A 14,427-nucleotide genomic window follows, 5' to 3' on the forward strand; every position below is an offset into this window, starting at 1 on the left:
CCCTTAAGCAGCTGTTACCTGACAGGACAGGTGGGGCCGGTGGGGCTCAGAGATGCGTGGCCGCGACCCCCGATGCGAAGGACGTGTCGCAGACGGGGCGCGCGAACGCCTGGGCACGCGTCGGGCCGTACGCGCGGACCGCGGCGCGGCCGAGGGCACGGGCGATGGAGACGCAGTGCTTGGCGAGCGACGGGCGGCCGTTCACGGCCTCCTGGAGGTGGGTGAGGGCGACGCCCGGGTTCTCCTCCTGGAGCTCCAGCAGGAGCCGGTCGCGCAGCACGTCCTGCGGGGCACGGGAGACGGCACGCGAGGAGACGTCCGAGGAGGAGGCGGTGAGCACCGAGTCCGAGGAGTTCCCCGACCAGTTGACTCGGGTGACCGCCAGGGTCCCGGAGAGCACCAGGACGACAGGCAGGACGAGGGCGAGGGTGCGACCGATCCGGCGCGCGGGGCCACGGCCACGCCGGGTCCGTTGGTTAGTGGTGGTGGAGTGCTTCACGCGAGTGAGGGTAGCGCGGGGTGATGATTTGGCGACATTTAGTAATCAGTTCGGGGGATAGAGGAACGGCTTTCGCTGGGCGGCGAGTTGACGTACAGGGATCGAAATGACCGGCTTGCCGGGGTATTTATCGACAACGAAGAGGGCCCCACGGTCAGCCGTGGGGCCCTCTTCGTCAACTTGGGTGAATTCGACCGCGGCGCGGTTTTCGTCCCCCCGACTTGCTTTTCGCGGTGATCAGGGCGATCAGTCGGAGAGGCGCTCGCCCGTGGAGGTCGAGAACACGTGGGTCTCGCCCGGCCGCGGCACGACGTGCAGCGTGGCGCCCTTGTCCGGGATCGAGCGGCCGCTGACGCGGACGACCAGGTCCGTGAGCTTGTCGTCGACCTTGGCGCTGCCGTAGACGTAGCCGTCGGCGCCGAGCTCCTCGACGACGTTCACCGAGACGGCGAGGCCGGCCGGGGCGTCCGCGGTGTCCTTGGACAGCGTCTTGGCGGCTTCGCCGTTGTGCTCGACGATGTCGAAGTGCTCCGGGCGGACGCCGACCGTGACGGTGCGGTCGCCCTTGTCCGCGGCGGCCTTCAGGGCCTCGCGGTTCACCGGTACGACGGAGTTGCCGAACTTCACGCCGCCGTCCGTGATCGGGACCTCGACGAGGTTCATGGCGGGGGAGCCGATGAACCCGGCGACGAACAGGTTCGCGGGGCGGTCGTACATGTTGCGCGGCGAGTCGACCTGCTGGAGCAGACCGTCCTTGAGCACGGCCACGCGGTCGCCCATGGTCATGGCCTCGACCTGGTCGTGGGTGACGTACACGGTGGTGATGCCGAGGCGGCGCTGCAGCGAGGCGATCTGCGTACGGGTCGAGACGCGGAGCTTGGCGTCGAGGTTCGACAGCGGCTCGTCCATGAGGAAGACCTGGGGCTCACGCACGATGGCGCGGCCCATCGCGACACGCTGGCGCTGACCGCCGGAGAGGGCCTTCGGCTTGCGGGCGAGGTAGTCCGTGAGGTCGAGGATCTTCGCCGCGTCCTCGACCTTCTGGCGGATCTCGGCCTTCGGGACACCGGCGATCTTGAGCGCGAAGCCCATGTTGTCGGCGACCGTCATGTGCGGGTAGAGCGCGTAGTTCTGGAACACCATCGCGATGTCCCGGTCCTTGGGCGGCAGGTGCGTGACGTCGCGGTCACCGATGTGGATCGAGCCGGCGTTGACGTCCTCGAGACCCGCGAGCATGCGCAGGGAGGTGGACTTTCCGCAGCCGGAGGGACCGACGAGGACGAGGAACTCGCCGTCCGCGACGTCGAGCTCGAGCTGATCGACGGCGGGCTTGTCGCCACCCGGGTAGATGCGGGTCGCCTTGTTGAACGAGACTGTGGCCATGGTGAGGGGCCCCCTTCACCGGCAGGAACGTGCCGGACGATCCGTTGTAAAGGTGGTGTCCACCGCGAAGCCTTCGCGGTGGTGTAGTCCACAAGAGTGAACTGGCTCAGGACGGTACCTGGCGTTCACCTGGTCTGTCAGTAGCCAGAGGGCTGTGAACTTCGCGGAAATTTTCGAGAGGGCGCGGCTGGGACGTGGGTACACTGCACGGGCACACGCGTGCAGGCCTCCTTAGCTCAGCTGGTCAGAGCGCCGCTCTTGTAAAGCGAAGGTCGTCGGTTCGAATCCGACAGGGGGCTCCGTGAACCACCTGGGACAACGCCCCCGCGATCATGGACCGCGAGGGCGTTGACGGTAGTTCGTGACGGCAGTCCCGCTTAACGGCGCCGTTTGAGCAGGCGATCCATGTGGCCCATGGCCTCCCGACGGTTGTCGTCGCTCACGTGGGTGTAGACGTTCATCGTCACCGCGATCTGCGAGTGCCCCAAGATCTCCATGACGGTGCGAGGCGCCACGCCGGCCGCGAAGAGCAGCGACGCGCACCCGTGGCGGGTGTCGTGCAAGCGCACCTGCGGCAGACCAGCGGACGCCGCGATCCGCAGGAACGACCGGTACAGATTCCGCGGCTCGATCGGCCTACCGCTGCGTGTCGTGAAGACGTGATCACTGTCGTGCCAGTCCGCGCCGATCGCGTCCCGGCGGGCGGCTTGCCGTAGACGCTGCCACCGGAGTGGCGCCACACACATCAGCGGGATGGGGATCACCCTCGCTCGCCGATTCTTGGTCGTGTCGAGGTACAGCTCCTTGCCGCCACGGTTCAGCGTGGTCCGGACGGTGAGGGTGCGTCGGTCAAGGTCGACGTCCCGCCATTGGAGCCCGAGGATTTCCCCCCGCCGCAAGCCGAGTGCGACGGCCAGAACGAACGCCGGATAGAGCGGGTCCGTCCGCGCTGCTTCCAGGAACGTCAGGGTCTCGTCCAGCGACCAGGGGTGCAGTTCGCGCGGCTCGACTCGCGGGGCGGGTACCAACTGCACGACGTTGCGGCTTATCAGCTCGTCACGGCATGCAGCCGTCAGGGCCGTTCGCAGCACGCGGTGCGCCTCCTTCGCGGTTGCCGCCGACGCCTGCTCCGTGACCTTGGAGATCATCTGCCGCACGTTCGCCGTGGTGAGCGACTCCAGTCGGCGACTGCCCAACAGCGGTACCAGGTAGAGCCGGACGTGCATCTCGTACTTCACGTACGTGGGCCGCTTCCGTTGCGGCTTGATGTACTCCGCCAGCCAGTACGGCAGCCACTCGGAGAGCTTTGCCGACCGGGAAGGTGTCGGGATCCCCTGGCGGTCGCGCCGAACGAGTTCCTGACGCTTCTCGTCGCACTCATCCCAGGTGGAGCCGTAGACCGTCTTGCGCTTGCGGGTGCCGTCAGGCTGCGGGACGTAGACGCGCGCCTCAAAACGCCCGTCCTTGCGCTGCCAGATGCTGCCGGCGCCGTTCGGGTTCCTCTTACGGGATGTCATCAGGCCGCGTTCTCCTCGATCTGTTCCTGAATGAAGGCGCGCAGGCTGTCGGGGGAGATGCGCCGCGCGCGTCCGACGGTGAAGCTCGCCAACTGACGGGATCGGATGAGGTCGTAGACCTTGCTGCGGCTGAGGCGCAGGGCGGTCATGACCTCGGGGACCTTGAGTGCTTCGTGGCTCGGGGGCATGGCGGTGGTCATGCAGGGATCTCCTTGGGATGAGGAGAGGGCGGTCCGGGGCGTGGTTGGCGTCACAATGCTGTGGGTCGCGGCCCATCGCGGCCCAAGGCTGTGACCTGCGGTTTTGTCCCGCTCTTGTGCGGCCCATCGCGGCCCAGCCGTTCGGAGGGTGGGCCGCGATGGGCAGCGATGCGGTGTGGGTAAATCCGCAGCTCAGGCGTGTTGGGCCGCGATGGGCCGCGACCCGGCGGATTGTGGACTCAACCGCTGAGGGCGATCCCGTGGTACGTGGCGATCCGCTCGCCCGAAGGGGCTCGGGGACGGGTGCGGTTGAGCTGGGGGACGACGGAGAGCAGGTTGCGGCCGAAGATCTGTTTCGTGCCGTGGCGGACGCCGTTGTCTTCGGTCCACTCGCGCCAGACGTTCCACAGGTCGTCCACGGGGATGCTGCACGTCGGGCCGGTGGTGCAGCGTTCGCGGACGAATGCGCTGGTGGGTGAGGCGGTGTCCTGCATGGTGGTGATTGCCTCGCGGCTGGACGGCGGCTGTGTGATCCGTCCGTTGCGTTGGAGGCGGGCGAGTCCGTCCAGGGCCCAGTTGAGGATGCCGGGCATCTCTGCGGTGAGCCGATCGGTGAGGGTGGGATCTTCCTTGCCGAGCCACGACAGCCGGGTGCTGAGCAGGATGAATCGGTTGGCGATGACGCCGGAAGAGTCGCCGAAGTGCGGCAGTTCGTTGGACAGAATCATCAGTCGCGAAGGCACCCGACCCGTCCACGGTTCGCGGTACTTGCGGTCGATGTCGATCGTGTCGTCGCCCGAGATCGTCAACAGCCGCTCCACGACCTGGCTGTTGTCGTTGCCGGACAGTCGGGCGTCGGAGATGATCGCGAGGGATTTGCCGATCAGGGTGGACAGTCCGAAGTTCGTGCCGAGTCCGGCCAGGGTCGGGCCGGCCAGGTTCTCCTTGCCGACCAGAGCTTTCAACACGCGGGCGATGGTGCCTTTGCCCGAGCGAGAGGGGCCGACGATGAGCAGGATCTTCTGCTGGTCGGTGCGGCCGGATAGGACGTAACCGAACCACTCCTGAAGTGCGGCGATGGAGTCGGGGTCTTCGGGCCAGAGCTGCGCGAGGAAACCGTGCCACGTGGGCGCGTTCGCGTCGGGGTCGTAGGCGAAGGGGACGGAGACGAGGTTGAAGAACTCCGGTCCGTGCGGCAGGAGCGCACGGTCGCGGATGCGCAACAGGCCGTTTTCGCAGGCGACGATGGGTCCTTCATCCCGTCCGGTGTCGCCCTGGTCGTCGACCCAGGCGGGGGCGTCGGTGTCGGTGGGCAGCAGGGTGATCGATCCGAGGGCATCGAGCAGGTTGCCGATCTTCTGCTTGGTGGGTGCCCAGTCGCGTTCCTCGGTCTGCCCTTCCTTGCCGGGTGCCTGGTAGACGGTGTGTTCGAGGCGCGTGTACATCGCCTTGCGGATCTGCGCTTCCTCCGCTTCGCGCCAGCAGGAGCCGTTCCACCGCATCCACGATGCCCGCCAACGCCGGCATACGAGCCGTCCGTCCTCGGTCTGCCAGTCGGGCAGCAGCCGGCGGGCCACGGCCAGGGGGTTGGTGGGCGGGGGCAGTTCCTCGGTCTCGGTGGCGGGGCGGTTCATCATGCGGCCGTCCTCCCTTCGGTGAGCTGGGCGGGTGTTCCGGTGCAGGCGTCCTTGTGGGCGCCGTAGTCGGCGACCAGCGCGGCCACGCCATGGGCTCCGGTGGCAGTGCCGGTCTGCCCGCAGGCGCAGGCATAGGCGGCGGTGGGGGTGTTGCCGTGGCGCTTGGACCAGCGGGCCCCGTCGTCGTGGGAGCGGTAGACCGGAGGGGCGTAGATGCGGATGCCGGGCTGGTCCGGCGTGGGGTTGTCGGCGGGGTGGCGTGCGTCGCGGACCGGGAATCGCTTCGAACGTGGAAGAGCAGAGAGGACGCCTTCGGCGACGCCCTTCGGGTCGCCCACGGCCGTCAGGGGCAGGCTCGGTTCAGCGACGTGCGGGCCCGTCGTGGCGGTGGGTTGGCCTTCCAAGGGGGGATGAGGTGGGGCGCTCATGCCGTGTCCCGGGGACGGGCTTTGCGGATGGAGCCGTCCAGAGCGCTGCGGATCGTGGCGCGGCACTCCGCAGCGGTGAGTCCGTGAGCCTCCCCGACCGCTTGGAAGGCGTCCTCCACCATGTGCCGGGCGATGTCGCCCCATGCGACGAACCGTCCCACCTTGAAGGTGCACCGGTTCAGCGTGATGTTGCGCTTCGATTCCGGGGCTGCGGACACCACGGCGCATTCCCGCTCAAGCGCGGCGAGGGCCGCGCGGCTGCCGTTGGCCGCGGGGAGCCTGAGAGGCCCTGTGGGGCGTACGGGGGCGGGTTTCAGGATGCTCAGCAGCCACGAGGGCAGAGAAGCCGTTACAGGGCCGCTGATGGCTTCGTAGGGTCCGGCGGGGGTGACGCTGCCCGCGGCGACGACGTAGCCGCCCCATGCCCGGGTGTCGACCAACGGCGCTACGGTTCCTGCCGTGTTGGCCAGCCGCACCCCGGACGGCGCCGTGAAGTAGAGGTGGCTGCCGCCGCTCGCGGTCCGGGTCCGGTAGGTGTCGGGGACGGCGTTCCCGGTGCGCTCGCAGAGCGCCCCGAAGGTCGCCGCGCCGTCAGGCGCGTCCCCATTGCTGTTGTCCTTCGGCATGTCGAGGTCGACCACGACCAGCCCCGACGGGCCGGTGGCGATACCGACGTTGAACGCAACCGTGGCCCAAGTGGCGTGGATGCGCTCCGGGTCGGTCGTCGCGCGCTGCTCCCACTTGCGGTGGCCTCCCGCGCAGGGGCCGGTGCGCGGGCAGGTGGCCTCTCCGTGGAGGGCGGGGCGCTTGGTGCCGGGACGGAGCGGGAAGACGTGCCAGCCGCGGCCGGCGGCGTTCAGCGCGGCGGCGAGTAAGGCCTCTCGCCGGTTGTCCGTGGGTTGGGTCATGCTGGAGGTCTCCAGTTCCTGTGATGGGTTCTGGCTGGCAAGGGCGACCCCGGTTCTTTGGCGAGATGCGGGGGTCGCCCTTGGCGTAGCTACTGGTTCTCGGCCCAGACCGCGTATTCCTGGCGGACGTAGCCGCGGGGATGGGCGAGCGTGGCCGGGTGCTCCGGCCCGTACGGGTCGCCGCCGTAGTCGCCCTCGCCGTCCTGGTCGGCCTCGATGAGCTGGCGAGCGGCGTTGGCCGCGACATCGGCCGTGTCGTTGCGGACGCCTTCGGCCTCGTACTCCAGCGCGATCCGGTCCAGCAGAGCGGCTTTGCGCAGCCAGTACTCACGGTCCACGTCGCGCTCGTGCGGGCTCTCGGTCGCCGTCCTGGCGGTGGAAGCGGTCCACGCGATCTCGTAGGTGATGCCCGGGGCGGTGGCGTAGGCGTCTTCCGGCGTGGGCCATGCTGTCGGCCCCGCCTCGGTCGCCTCGGGGGCGTCGTTGAGCAGCGCGGCGGAGTCGGGGTGGAAGGCTTTGGTGTAGAGGCGGACGCGGTGGCCGTTGTGGGCGGGGCGGCGCTGGATGGGGTCGCAGTCGAAAGCGGCGGTCAACGCGCGGGTGATGTCCGGCTCGTCGGCCAGGTCGCAGATGATGCGGATGTCGAACACGGTTCTCCTCTGGGGGTGTTCAGCCGTGGAAGTGGCTGCGCTTGATGACGGCTTTGCGGATGTTGACCGTGCTGCCCTTGCCGCTGGTGATGGCGCGGGCGGGGGTGCGCAGGGCGAGGACGACGAGGGCGATCCAGATCAGTGCCCCGCCGCTGAAGCCGGCGGCGGCGTTGATGACTTCACTGATGCCGTATCCGGCCCCGGCGGACAGTGCGCCGCCACCGATGCCGGCGCCCATGAGGCGCTGCGCGATGGGGTCGAGGAGCGGGAGCGGGGTCAGGTCGCGGGGTGCAGGGGCGACGACGGCGGGCGGGGCGAGGTGCTTGGGCATGGGGACCATGCGGCCGTATGCGTCGGGCACCCACACCACGGGCTGCCGTTCGGCGTACGGGTCCATGGCCGTGGACGGGCCGGGGTCGTAGGGGGTGAGGGGCTGTGGCTGGTGGACGGTCACGGCCCGTTCGGCGGGCAGGTGGCCGATGCTCTCGGGGTACATGCGGAATCCCTTCCGGTCACGGTTCAGGGAGGAGGAGACACCCCCTTCCGGGGGCGCTGAGAGGGGGGTTTCAGGGGTCTGACCTGGGGTGCCTCCCTGCCTCCCTGAACGATCAATTACGCAGGTCAGGGGCAGGGAGGCGGGTCAGGGAGGGGGTCAGGGAGTTCTCCCTGCCTCCCTGACTCCGGGCGGGTTAGCTCCCTGTCACTCGGAAGCGGAAGCGGAACCCCTCTCGTCGCGGTCGGCGAGCGCGCGGGCGAGGCGGTCACGGCCAATGACCATGCGCCCGTCGGACTTGTACGGTTCGGCTCCGGTGCCGTCCAGTACGCGCTTGAGGTCGATGAAGGACCACTTGCCGTAGGGGTCCGGGGCGAGCACGGCGAGTCGCTTGAGGACGTCCTGAGTGAGCACGCGGGTGTCCGTGCCGACGACCGAGGCGATGTCGGCGAGCGGGTCACGGACTTCGCGGTCGTTGTCGACGACGTGCAGCGTGGTGATGCCGTTGCGCAGGGCCTTGGCGCGCTCGGCGAGCGCTTCGGCCGCGTCGTCGTCGATGTAGTGGGTGCGCACGGTGATGGATGCCTGGCCGGCCGGGATGGTGATGCCGTCCGAGGCGACCACGAGGGTGCCCTTGTCCAGGCCGGGGCGCAGCAGGTTGGGGGCGGCGCCGCCGTCGACGGCCTTGTCCCCGAGTGCCATGCGGGCCTGCTGTTCGGTGCCCAGGGCGAGCGAGGCGCGGGTGTGGGCGCCTTCCCGGACCAGCTTGGGCAGGTTGTCGTTGGTCGGGTCCTGGGTGCCCTGCCACATCAGCACGTCCACGGCGCGGCCCTGGTTGTGGATCTTCCGGACGGCCATGAAGTACCGGGAGGTGGCCTTGGATCCGCCGTAGGGCCGGTTCTCCTCGTCCTTGGCCGGGCACATGAACGCCACCTGTGCTTCGTCGACGATGACGATGAGCGGGGGGAAGACGGCGTGCGGGTCGTTCTGGCGTGCCTGGAGACGGCGGTTCATCTCGTCCACGGCGGCCTCGGCCATCTCTGTCGCCTGGATGACGTGGTCGTCGGTGGGGCCCTGGATTAGGACGTCGGCGATGCCGTCCATGAAGCGCCAGTCCCCGACGCCCTTTAGGTCGGCGGTCCAGAACTGCACGGAGCGGTCCAGGGCCAGCCACAGGGCGAGGGAGCGAAGAGCGGCGGTCTTGCCCTGGTTGGACAGACCCGTGATGAGCAGGTGCCGCTGATACAGGCTCAGGGAGGCTGCGTCGCCGCGCAGATCCTGTCCCCAGGGGGCGCGGCCCTTGGCGTAGTCGGCGGTCATCGTCTCGTCTGTGAACAGCGGGGACGGGCCGATCGGCTCGTCCAGCGCCCCAGAGTCGGCCACCCACAGCCGCACTGTGCGCGCCGCGGTCGGGATGGTGATGAACACCTCGTGCTCATGCCGGGTGAGGTTCTCAGCGAGCTTGCGGCGCTTGCCCTGCACCTCGTTCGTCGACACCCCGGACGGGAGCGTGACGTCGACCTCGACCCCGCATCCGGCGATCCGGATCGGTCCGAGCATGGACGCGCCGGCGTCACCCATCTCCTTGATGGCGTTACGCAGCGCGGGCACCCCGAGATCCCGCAGGGCCTTGACGACGATCGACGGGGTGATCGGCTCGCCCTCGCCGTTGCGGACGTTTGCGGGCAGGGCCCACTGGGGTGCGGCTTGCTGCTTGCTGCCGACGGTCCACAGGGCGAGCAGGGCGAGGAACGGACCGATCATCAAGGCCGGACCCCATACGACCTGCACGATTCGGATCAGCAGGGCGATGAAGTCGATGGTGGCTCGGAGTGGGGTGATGACGTCGGTGACGTCGTGGTTGTTGATGGCCATGACGACTCCGAGCGCGACCAGCGCCCCGATGCTCACGCCCGTCCCGACCGCAATGCCCTTGGCGGCCTCTACGGGTGAGTGGAGCAGGTCCATGCGGCGGTGGTGGCGGGCGGCGCGGAAGCGCTGCAGCCGCTCCTCCCACTCCTCGGCCGCTTCCAGGTTCCCTGCGGCTTCCGCCGTTCGGATCATGCGTTCGTAGCGGGCTCCGGTCTTGCCGTCCCAGGTGCGGCGGGCCACGATCCGGCCCCCGTTGAACGTGTAGAGGCTGTGCCGGGCGACGGCGCGGACCGTGGTCTTGGTGGTCTCGTGCGTGACCGCGTACTTCACTGCGCGGCCGGAGCGCACCCACAGCGGTACCGGGGGCGCCGGCGGGGCGTCGGGCACCACGGTCAGCACCGTGGGCGCCGCGTCGGCGGTCGGGGGGTCGGTGGGCTTGTGGAGGTGAACGACGTTCTCAGACATGCTGAGGGTGCTCCTGACTGCCCCTTTGGGGCGGGAGTTGTGGAGGGCGCCGGGGTGGCCGTGTCCGTGGCAGGGGGCGGTCACCCCGGCGGGTTGCGCGGGGCTGGTCAGAACCAGCGGGAAGACTTCTTGGCGGCCTTGGCGCGGGCGGCCTCGGTGATGAGCCGCTGGCGCTCGCCGTGCAGGGCGGTCAGCTCCGCGTTCAGCCGCATCTCGGCAGCGGACCCGGTGGCGTCCATCCGCTCCTCGGCACGGTCCGTGCTGCGGCCACGGGAGGCGCGGTAGGCGCCGCCGGCCAGCGCGCGGGCCATGGCGCGGCGCTCCGAGCCGTTCAGCGGCCACCACTCACCCCGGCGGACGGCTTCCAGCTTCTTCTGCGTCTGCTGGATCTCGCGGTCCAGACGGCGAATGTCGGAGTTGGCCATGGTCATCCCCTCCTGGGGTAGGTGTGGCCGGCGGGCGGCTGGTCGCACCGGTTGGCGTACAGGGCGCGGGCAACGATCTGTTCGAACTCGTCCGGCTCGCGGTCGGGGTCCAAGGAGTCGCCAAGGGCGCCCATCAGGCCCACGGTGCGGGCGCAGTCGTCGGCGGCGGTCTCGCGGATGCTCATCAGGCGACCACGCGCTTCCACGCCGCCCGGAGGCGGACCTCGGATGCGGAGTGGCCGGCCGCGCGGAAGCGGCTCGCCATCTCGCGGTAGGAGAGGGCGGGGGTTTCGCTGTGGCGGATCTCGTCGACGAGCGCGTCGAGCGCTGCGTCGGTGAGGGCGGGTGCCGCGTCCAGCGTGAACGCGGAGACGGGCTCGGTGGGTCCCCAGACGGGCAGTTGCCAGCGGGGTGTGACGTCGGGTGTGACGCGGTTCGTCACGCTGGTCAGTGCCCTGCCGGTGTCCTCTCCGTCCCGTGCCGTTTCCAGCGTCGACCACGCCCGCGAGAGGGTCTGTGCGGTCTTTGCCTGGACGCGTGCGACGCGGGCGCCGGCCTGCGTCACGGCCGTCAGCCGGGTCTCCTCGGTGACGGCTTCGGCCCGCAGGCGGGCGCGGGCCACGGCGGCTTCGTCGCGGGCCTCCTGCTGGATGCCGCGGATCGCCCCGAGCGCGTTCGGGGTGAGTGCGGTCCGCTCCCACAATCCGTGGACCAGCCACAGTGCCTTGGCGGCGATGGGCAGCCAGGCCACAGCCAGCCACGCGCCGGCCGACTGCTCAGCGGTGAGTGCGTGGGCGATCAAGACGCCGGCGGCGATCAGGCCGAAGGACCAGCCGACGCCGGTAACGGCGTGGCTGTGGTCGCCCTGCGCTGCGAGGCGGCGTTCGTAGGCGAGGGTAGCCAGCCATCCGCCGTCGATCCCGAGACCGACGACCAGGGCGACGGGCCACGGCATCGCCGTACCGAGCCACATCACCACCACGGCCAGGGTGAGGACCATGGACACCGCCGTCATCGCGACGGCGGGCAGCACGGTCTTGGCGTTCCTGGCGCTCATGCCGCGCCCCCGGCGGTCATCTCGTTGGCGGTGCGGTTGGCGAGGATCCGCCACTCGGTGAGGACCCGCGCCAGGGCGCGGCGCACGCGGCGGGTGTCGACCTCGTTCGGGGTGTGGTCCATGGCGATGATCTGCGCGTCGATCAGGTCGACGTCCGCCAGGATCAGCGGCATTTCCGACTCGATCGCGTCCAGTTCCGCATCCGTCGGCTCGTTCCAGTCGGCGAACGCGGTAACAGCTTCCTGAACAGTGACGATGTGCTTCATTGGGTCGTGTTCTCCCTAGTCGGTGGTACGGCCCGAAAGCGGTCCCCGGGGGGCATCCCCGGGACCGCCTGCCGTTGATGGTGGAAAGCCGTGCGGATGATGGGCGGCACGGCCGCGGAGCAGCGGCCGCGGTGCGGTCAGCGCTGGACGACGTCCTTGCCGAGGTCGCGGTGCCGGACGGTGACGTCATGACCCGCGTCGCGCAGCAGTTCGGCGAGTGCGCGGGCGAAGGTGGGGGCGCGGTGCCGGCCTCCCGCGCACCCGTCGGCGACGGTGACGGTTCCGGCGGACGGGCCGGACGTGAACGCGTCCACCGCCGCGGCGGTCGCGAGCACGAGGGCGGCGACACCCGGGGTGGACAGCACCGCCGTGCGTACCGGCTCGTCGTCCGCGGTCATGTACCGCAGTTCCGGGCTGACGTGCGGGTCGCGGAAGTGGTGGCGCAGGTCGATGGTCAGGTGCGCGGCGGGCGGCTCGTCGTGCAGGTAGCCGAACGAAACGATCTCAATAGCAGCAGCCATGCGGGACTCCTGACGGGTCGTCGGTGTGGGCCTGGCCGGACCTACCGGCCCCGGCTCCCCTCGCCCGCCCGTACGACCGAGAGGGCCGGACGGGCGGGGGAGGCAACCGACCGCAACGCCACACAGACACTGCGGAAGGTGAGAAACATGCGCGGACCAGGCCGCGCGGCCGTCTTTTCGACTCGGGGAGACGGGGCCCACCTATTCAGTTCTCAAGGAACGACCAGGTCAGGGCCCCATGTGAAGGCGAGCTATCCCGAACCGGCACGGTCCGGAAGCAGCCCAAAGAAGGACCCCTTCGGTTCGCTGTCCTAGGACTGCGAGCGACCTGAGAAGAGAATGCACCGCAGTCCTGGGACTGTCAACAGTCCCAGGACTGTGCTTGACTGGGACGTGTCGAAAGGAGGTCTGCGTGGCACCGAAGTGGCGCGAACTGGCGGACAGGTTCGCGGAGCAGATCAGAAGCGGCGAGATCAAGCCGGGCGCCCAGTTGCCCCAGATCAGAGACCTGGTTGCGGCCGGCGAGGGGTCAAAGGACACCGTCCACAAGGCGTACAAGGAACTTGAAGCCCAGGGGTTGGTGACATCCTCGCGTGGCCACGGCACCGTGGTGCGCCAGCAACAGCCGCTCAAGCGGCTCGGCATCGCGCGGTACGACAAGGCGAAGTGGCGGGACGGCGATGAAGTCGCGTTCATCGCCGACCGCGTGGCGTCCGGTCGCTCGTACCGCCGGAACGAACAGACCCAGACGGTCAGCCGAGTCAAAGCGTCGGCAGCCGTGGCCGCAGCCCACGGCTTGCCCGAGGGGGCCGACGTATACGCACGGGCGCGGGTGGTAAAAGAGGGCACGCAGCCGACTCACACCCTGACCAGCTACTACCGGCCCGAACACGTCGAAGGAACCCGCATCGTCGATCCAACCCCGGGCCCTGCCGGGCGGGGCGGTGGGTTCCGAGTCCTATACGACGCCGGATACGAGATCGACCACATGACCGAGGAACTCTTCGCGCGGGTGCCCACGGCGGAAGAGGCTCAGCTACTCCAGCTCTCGCCGGGTGAGTGGGTGGTGGAACTGCACCGCACCACGTACACGGCGGATGGGACCGTAGTTGAGTTCGCCATCGGGGTGCATGCGGCGACGCGGTTCGCATGGTCGTACGACTTCAAAGTGCCCGACTCAGCGAAGACAGAGGGTGAGAGCAAGTGATCCCTGCACAGGCATGGGCGGATGCCCGACTTCTGTGGGACTACCACCGCATGCACCACACCCCACGGCCCTGCTCCGTGGCTGTCGGTCTGGGCAGTCATGACCTTGGCGTGGCTGACGTGACAGCGGAGTTGTATCACCAGGGCATGGCTCCGGTCATCGTGTTCACAGGGGCCACCAGCCCTACGACCCGAGCACGCATGCCGCGTGGAGAGGCCGTCCACTACCGAGAGCGAGCGTTGCAGCTCGGGGTGCCGGATTCCGCCGTACTCCTTGAGCCTCGAGCAACCAACACCGGCGAGAACATCGAGTTCGCCAGAGCGGTGCTGGTCGAGGCCGACATCACGGTCTCGTCTGTCCTGCTCGTGAGCAAGCCGTATGAAGAGCGGCGCTCGTACGCCATGATGCGGAAGCTCTGGCCTGAGGTTGATGTCGTGTGCGCGTCCACGCCGATGGGCTTGGAGGAGTACGCCGACTCCATCGGGGACGCTCGCATGGTGATCGACATGATCGTAGGAGCTCTGCAACGAGTGCTCGTCTTCCCTGGCTGGGGTCTGGCCATCGAGCAGGCCGTGCCGGACACCATCGTGGCCGCGTACGAGCGTCTACGCGACCAGGGGTTCACGAGTCGACTCATCCCGGATGCGGCGCAGCGCACCTGATGGGACCCGATCCGCCGGCGAGGTCGCGGCAGTCCCTTGCAGACATCCTCCGGCCAGATTCGCCCACGTGCACCATGCGGAGTAAGCGAATGCCCTGGTCAACGTGCCTTGCGGTGCAGGTCTTTGGGCGGTCTTGAAAGCCGTCGTGCCTTGGCGCGGTAGAACTTTCCCCACTGCATCGAGCCCCCGCCCGTCGGGCGGGGGAGCCGGCGCGGCAGCGCCCGCAGCATCCGACAG

General features: G+C 69.1%; 17 protein-coding genes and 1 tRNA gene. 3 read left to right on the forward strand and 15 right to left on the reverse strand.

Features of this window, described 5'->3' with window-relative positions; all coding sequences use genetic code 11:
* Positions 1–46: 46 nt before the first annotated feature.
* A complete protein-coding gene (locus AQJ27_RS22565; protein WP_067371637.1) occupies positions 47–499 on the reverse strand; it encodes a hypothetical protein in 453 nt (150 codons plus the stop codon).
* A gap of 246 nt (positions 500–745) precedes the next feature.
* The gene (locus AQJ27_RS22570; RefSeq protein ID WP_067371640.1) at positions 746–1,882 is read right to left on the reverse strand and encodes an ABC transporter ATP-binding protein; all 1,137 of its coding nucleotides are present in this window, start codon (positions 1,880–1,882) and stop codon (positions 746–748) included.
* A 225-nt stretch (positions 1,883–2,107) separates the two neighbouring features.
* On the opposite strand from AQJ27_RS22570, the gene AQJ27_RS22575 reads away from it, so the two are divergent.
* A tRNA-Thr gene (locus tag AQJ27_RS22575) sits at positions 2,108–2,181 on the forward strand.
* Between the two features lie 78 nt (positions 2,182–2,259).
* Here AQJ27_RS22575 and AQJ27_RS22580 read toward each other — a convergent pair.
* From AQJ27_RS22580 to AQJ27_RS22640, 13 genes are all read right to left on the reverse strand, one after another.
* Positions 2,260–3,399: a tyrosine-type recombinase/integrase gene (locus AQJ27_RS22580; RefSeq protein ID WP_067371643.1), complete on the reverse strand. Its 1,140-nt coding sequence runs from the start codon at positions 3,397–3,399 to the stop codon at positions 2,260–2,262.
* Positions 3,399–3,599, reverse strand: coding sequence for a helix-turn-helix domain-containing protein (locus AQJ27_RS22585; protein WP_067371646.1), 201 nt, complete (start codon positions 3,597–3,599; stop codon positions 3,399–3,401). The genes AQJ27_RS22580 and AQJ27_RS22585 overlap by 1 nt, the downstream gene beginning before the upstream one ends.
* Positions 3,600–3,838: 239 nt before the next feature.
* The gene (locus AQJ27_RS22590) at positions 3,839–5,236 is read right to left on the reverse strand and encodes a DNA primase family protein (protein ID WP_067371649.1); all 1,398 of its coding nucleotides are present in this window, start codon (positions 5,234–5,236) and stop codon (positions 3,839–3,841) included.
* A complete protein-coding gene (locus AQJ27_RS22595) occupies positions 5,233–5,640 on the reverse strand; it encodes a hypothetical protein (protein WP_341866088.1) in 408 nt (135 codons plus the stop codon). The genes AQJ27_RS22590 and AQJ27_RS22595 overlap by 4 nt, the downstream gene beginning before the upstream one ends.
* A gap of 20 nt (positions 5,641–5,660) precedes the next feature.
* Entirely contained in the window at positions 5,661–6,572 is a 912-nt protein-coding gene (locus AQJ27_RS22600; protein ID WP_067371652.1) for a bifunctional DNA primase/polymerase, read from the reverse strand.
* Between the two features lie 89 nt (positions 6,573–6,661).
* Positions 6,662–7,222, reverse strand: coding sequence for a hypothetical protein (locus AQJ27_RS22605; protein WP_067371655.1), 561 nt, complete (start codon positions 7,220–7,222; stop codon positions 6,662–6,664).
* A gap of 19 nt (positions 7,223–7,241) precedes the next feature.
* Positions 7,242–7,718 (reverse strand): hypothetical protein, encoded by a 477-nt coding sequence (locus AQJ27_RS22610; protein WP_067371658.1) that lies wholly within the window; start codon positions 7,716–7,718, stop codon positions 7,242–7,244.
* Positions 7,719–7,922: 204 nt separating this feature from the next.
* Positions 7,923–10,052, reverse strand: a complete 2,130-nt coding sequence (locus AQJ27_RS22615; RefSeq protein ID WP_067371661.1) for an FtsK/SpoIIIE domain-containing protein — start codon at positions 10,050–10,052, stop codon at positions 7,923–7,925.
* A 107-nt stretch (positions 10,053–10,159) separates the two neighbouring features.
* Entirely contained in the window at positions 10,160–10,477 is a 318-nt protein-coding gene (locus AQJ27_RS22620; protein WP_067371664.1) for a hypothetical protein, read from the reverse strand.
* A gap of 2 nt (positions 10,478–10,479) precedes the next feature.
* Positions 10,480–10,662: a hypothetical protein gene (locus AQJ27_RS22625; RefSeq protein ID WP_067371667.1), complete on the reverse strand. Its 183-nt coding sequence runs from the start codon at positions 10,660–10,662 to the stop codon at positions 10,480–10,482.
* Complete coding sequence (locus AQJ27_RS22630) at positions 10,662–11,534, reverse strand: protein spdB (RefSeq protein WP_067371670.1); 873 nt, start codon at positions 11,532–11,534, stop codon at positions 10,662–10,664. The genes AQJ27_RS22625 and AQJ27_RS22630 overlap by 1 nt, the downstream gene beginning before the upstream one ends.
* Positions 11,531–11,800, reverse strand: a complete 270-nt coding sequence (locus AQJ27_RS22635) for a DUF6284 family protein (protein WP_067371672.1) — start codon at positions 11,798–11,800, stop codon at positions 11,531–11,533. Before AQJ27_RS22635 ends, AQJ27_RS22630 begins: the two co-directional genes overlap by 4 nt.
* A gap of 137 nt (positions 11,801–11,937) precedes the next feature.
* Positions 11,938–12,321: a RapZ C-terminal domain-containing protein gene (locus tag AQJ27_RS22640; RefSeq protein ID WP_067371675.1), complete on the reverse strand. Its 384-nt coding sequence runs from the start codon at positions 12,319–12,321 to the stop codon at positions 11,938–11,940.
* Between the two features lie 412 nt (positions 12,322–12,733).
* On the opposite strand from AQJ27_RS22640, the gene AQJ27_RS22645 reads away from it, so the two are divergent.
* A complete protein-coding gene (locus tag AQJ27_RS22645) occupies positions 12,734–13,528 on the forward strand; it encodes a GntR family transcriptional regulator (protein ID WP_067371678.1) in 795 nt (264 codons plus the stop codon).
* Positions 13,525–14,190, forward strand: coding sequence for a YdcF family protein (locus tag AQJ27_RS22650; protein ID WP_067371680.1), 666 nt, complete (start codon positions 13,525–13,527; stop codon positions 14,188–14,190). Before AQJ27_RS22645 ends, AQJ27_RS22650 begins: the two co-directional genes overlap by 4 nt.
* Positions 14,191–14,427 lie beyond the last annotated feature (237 nt).

Origin of the sequence: Streptomyces olivochromogenes (assembly GCF_001514115.1) — a bacterium.
GTDB classification, from domain to species: domain Bacteria; phylum Actinomycetota; class Actinomycetes; order Streptomycetales; family Streptomycetaceae; genus Streptomyces; species Streptomyces olivochromogenes.

Coding starts and splice junctions, on each gene's coding strand:
- AQJ27_RS22640 (WP_067371675.1), bottom strand. CDS start 12,321: ATGGCTGCTGCTATTGAGATCGTTTCGTTCGGCTACCTGCACGACGAG.
- AQJ27_RS22620 (WP_067371664.1), bottom strand. CDS start 10,477: ATGGCCAACTCCGACATTCGCCGTCTGGACCGCGAGATCCAGCAGACG.
- AQJ27_RS22625 (WP_067371667.1), bottom strand. CDS start 10,662: ATGAGCATCCGCGAGACCGCCGCCGACGACTGCGCCCGCACCGTGGGC.
- AQJ27_RS22570 (WP_067371640.1), bottom strand. CDS start 1,882: ATGGCCACAGTCTCGTTCAACAAGGCGACCCGCATCTACCCGGGTGGC.
- AQJ27_RS22590 (WP_067371649.1), bottom strand. CDS start 5,236: ATGATGAACCGCCCCGCCACCGAGACCGAGGAACTGCCCCCGCCCACC.
- AQJ27_RS22585 (WP_067371646.1), bottom strand. CDS start 3,599: ATGACCACCGCCATGCCCCCGAGCCACGAAGCACTCAAGGTCCCCGAG.
- AQJ27_RS22600 (WP_067371652.1), bottom strand. CDS start 6,572: ATGACCCAACCCACGGACAACCGGCGAGAGGCCTTACTCGCCGCCGCG.
- AQJ27_RS22630 (WP_067371670.1), bottom strand. CDS start 11,534: ATGAGCGCCAGGAACGCCAAGACCGTGCTGCCCGCCGTCGCGATGACG.
- AQJ27_RS22580 (WP_067371643.1), bottom strand. CDS start 3,399: ATGACATCCCGTAAGAGGAACCCGAACGGCGCCGGCAGCATCTGGCAG.
- AQJ27_RS22635 (WP_067371672.1), bottom strand. CDS start 11,800: ATGAAGCACATCGTCACTGTTCAGGAAGCTGTTACCGCGTTCGCCGAC.
- AQJ27_RS22615 (WP_067371661.1), bottom strand. CDS start 10,052: ATGTCTGAGAACGTCGTTCACCTCCACAAGCCCACCGACCCCCCGACC.
- AQJ27_RS22610 (WP_067371658.1), bottom strand. CDS start 7,718: ATGTACCCCGAGAGCATCGGCCACCTGCCCGCCGAACGGGCCGTGACC.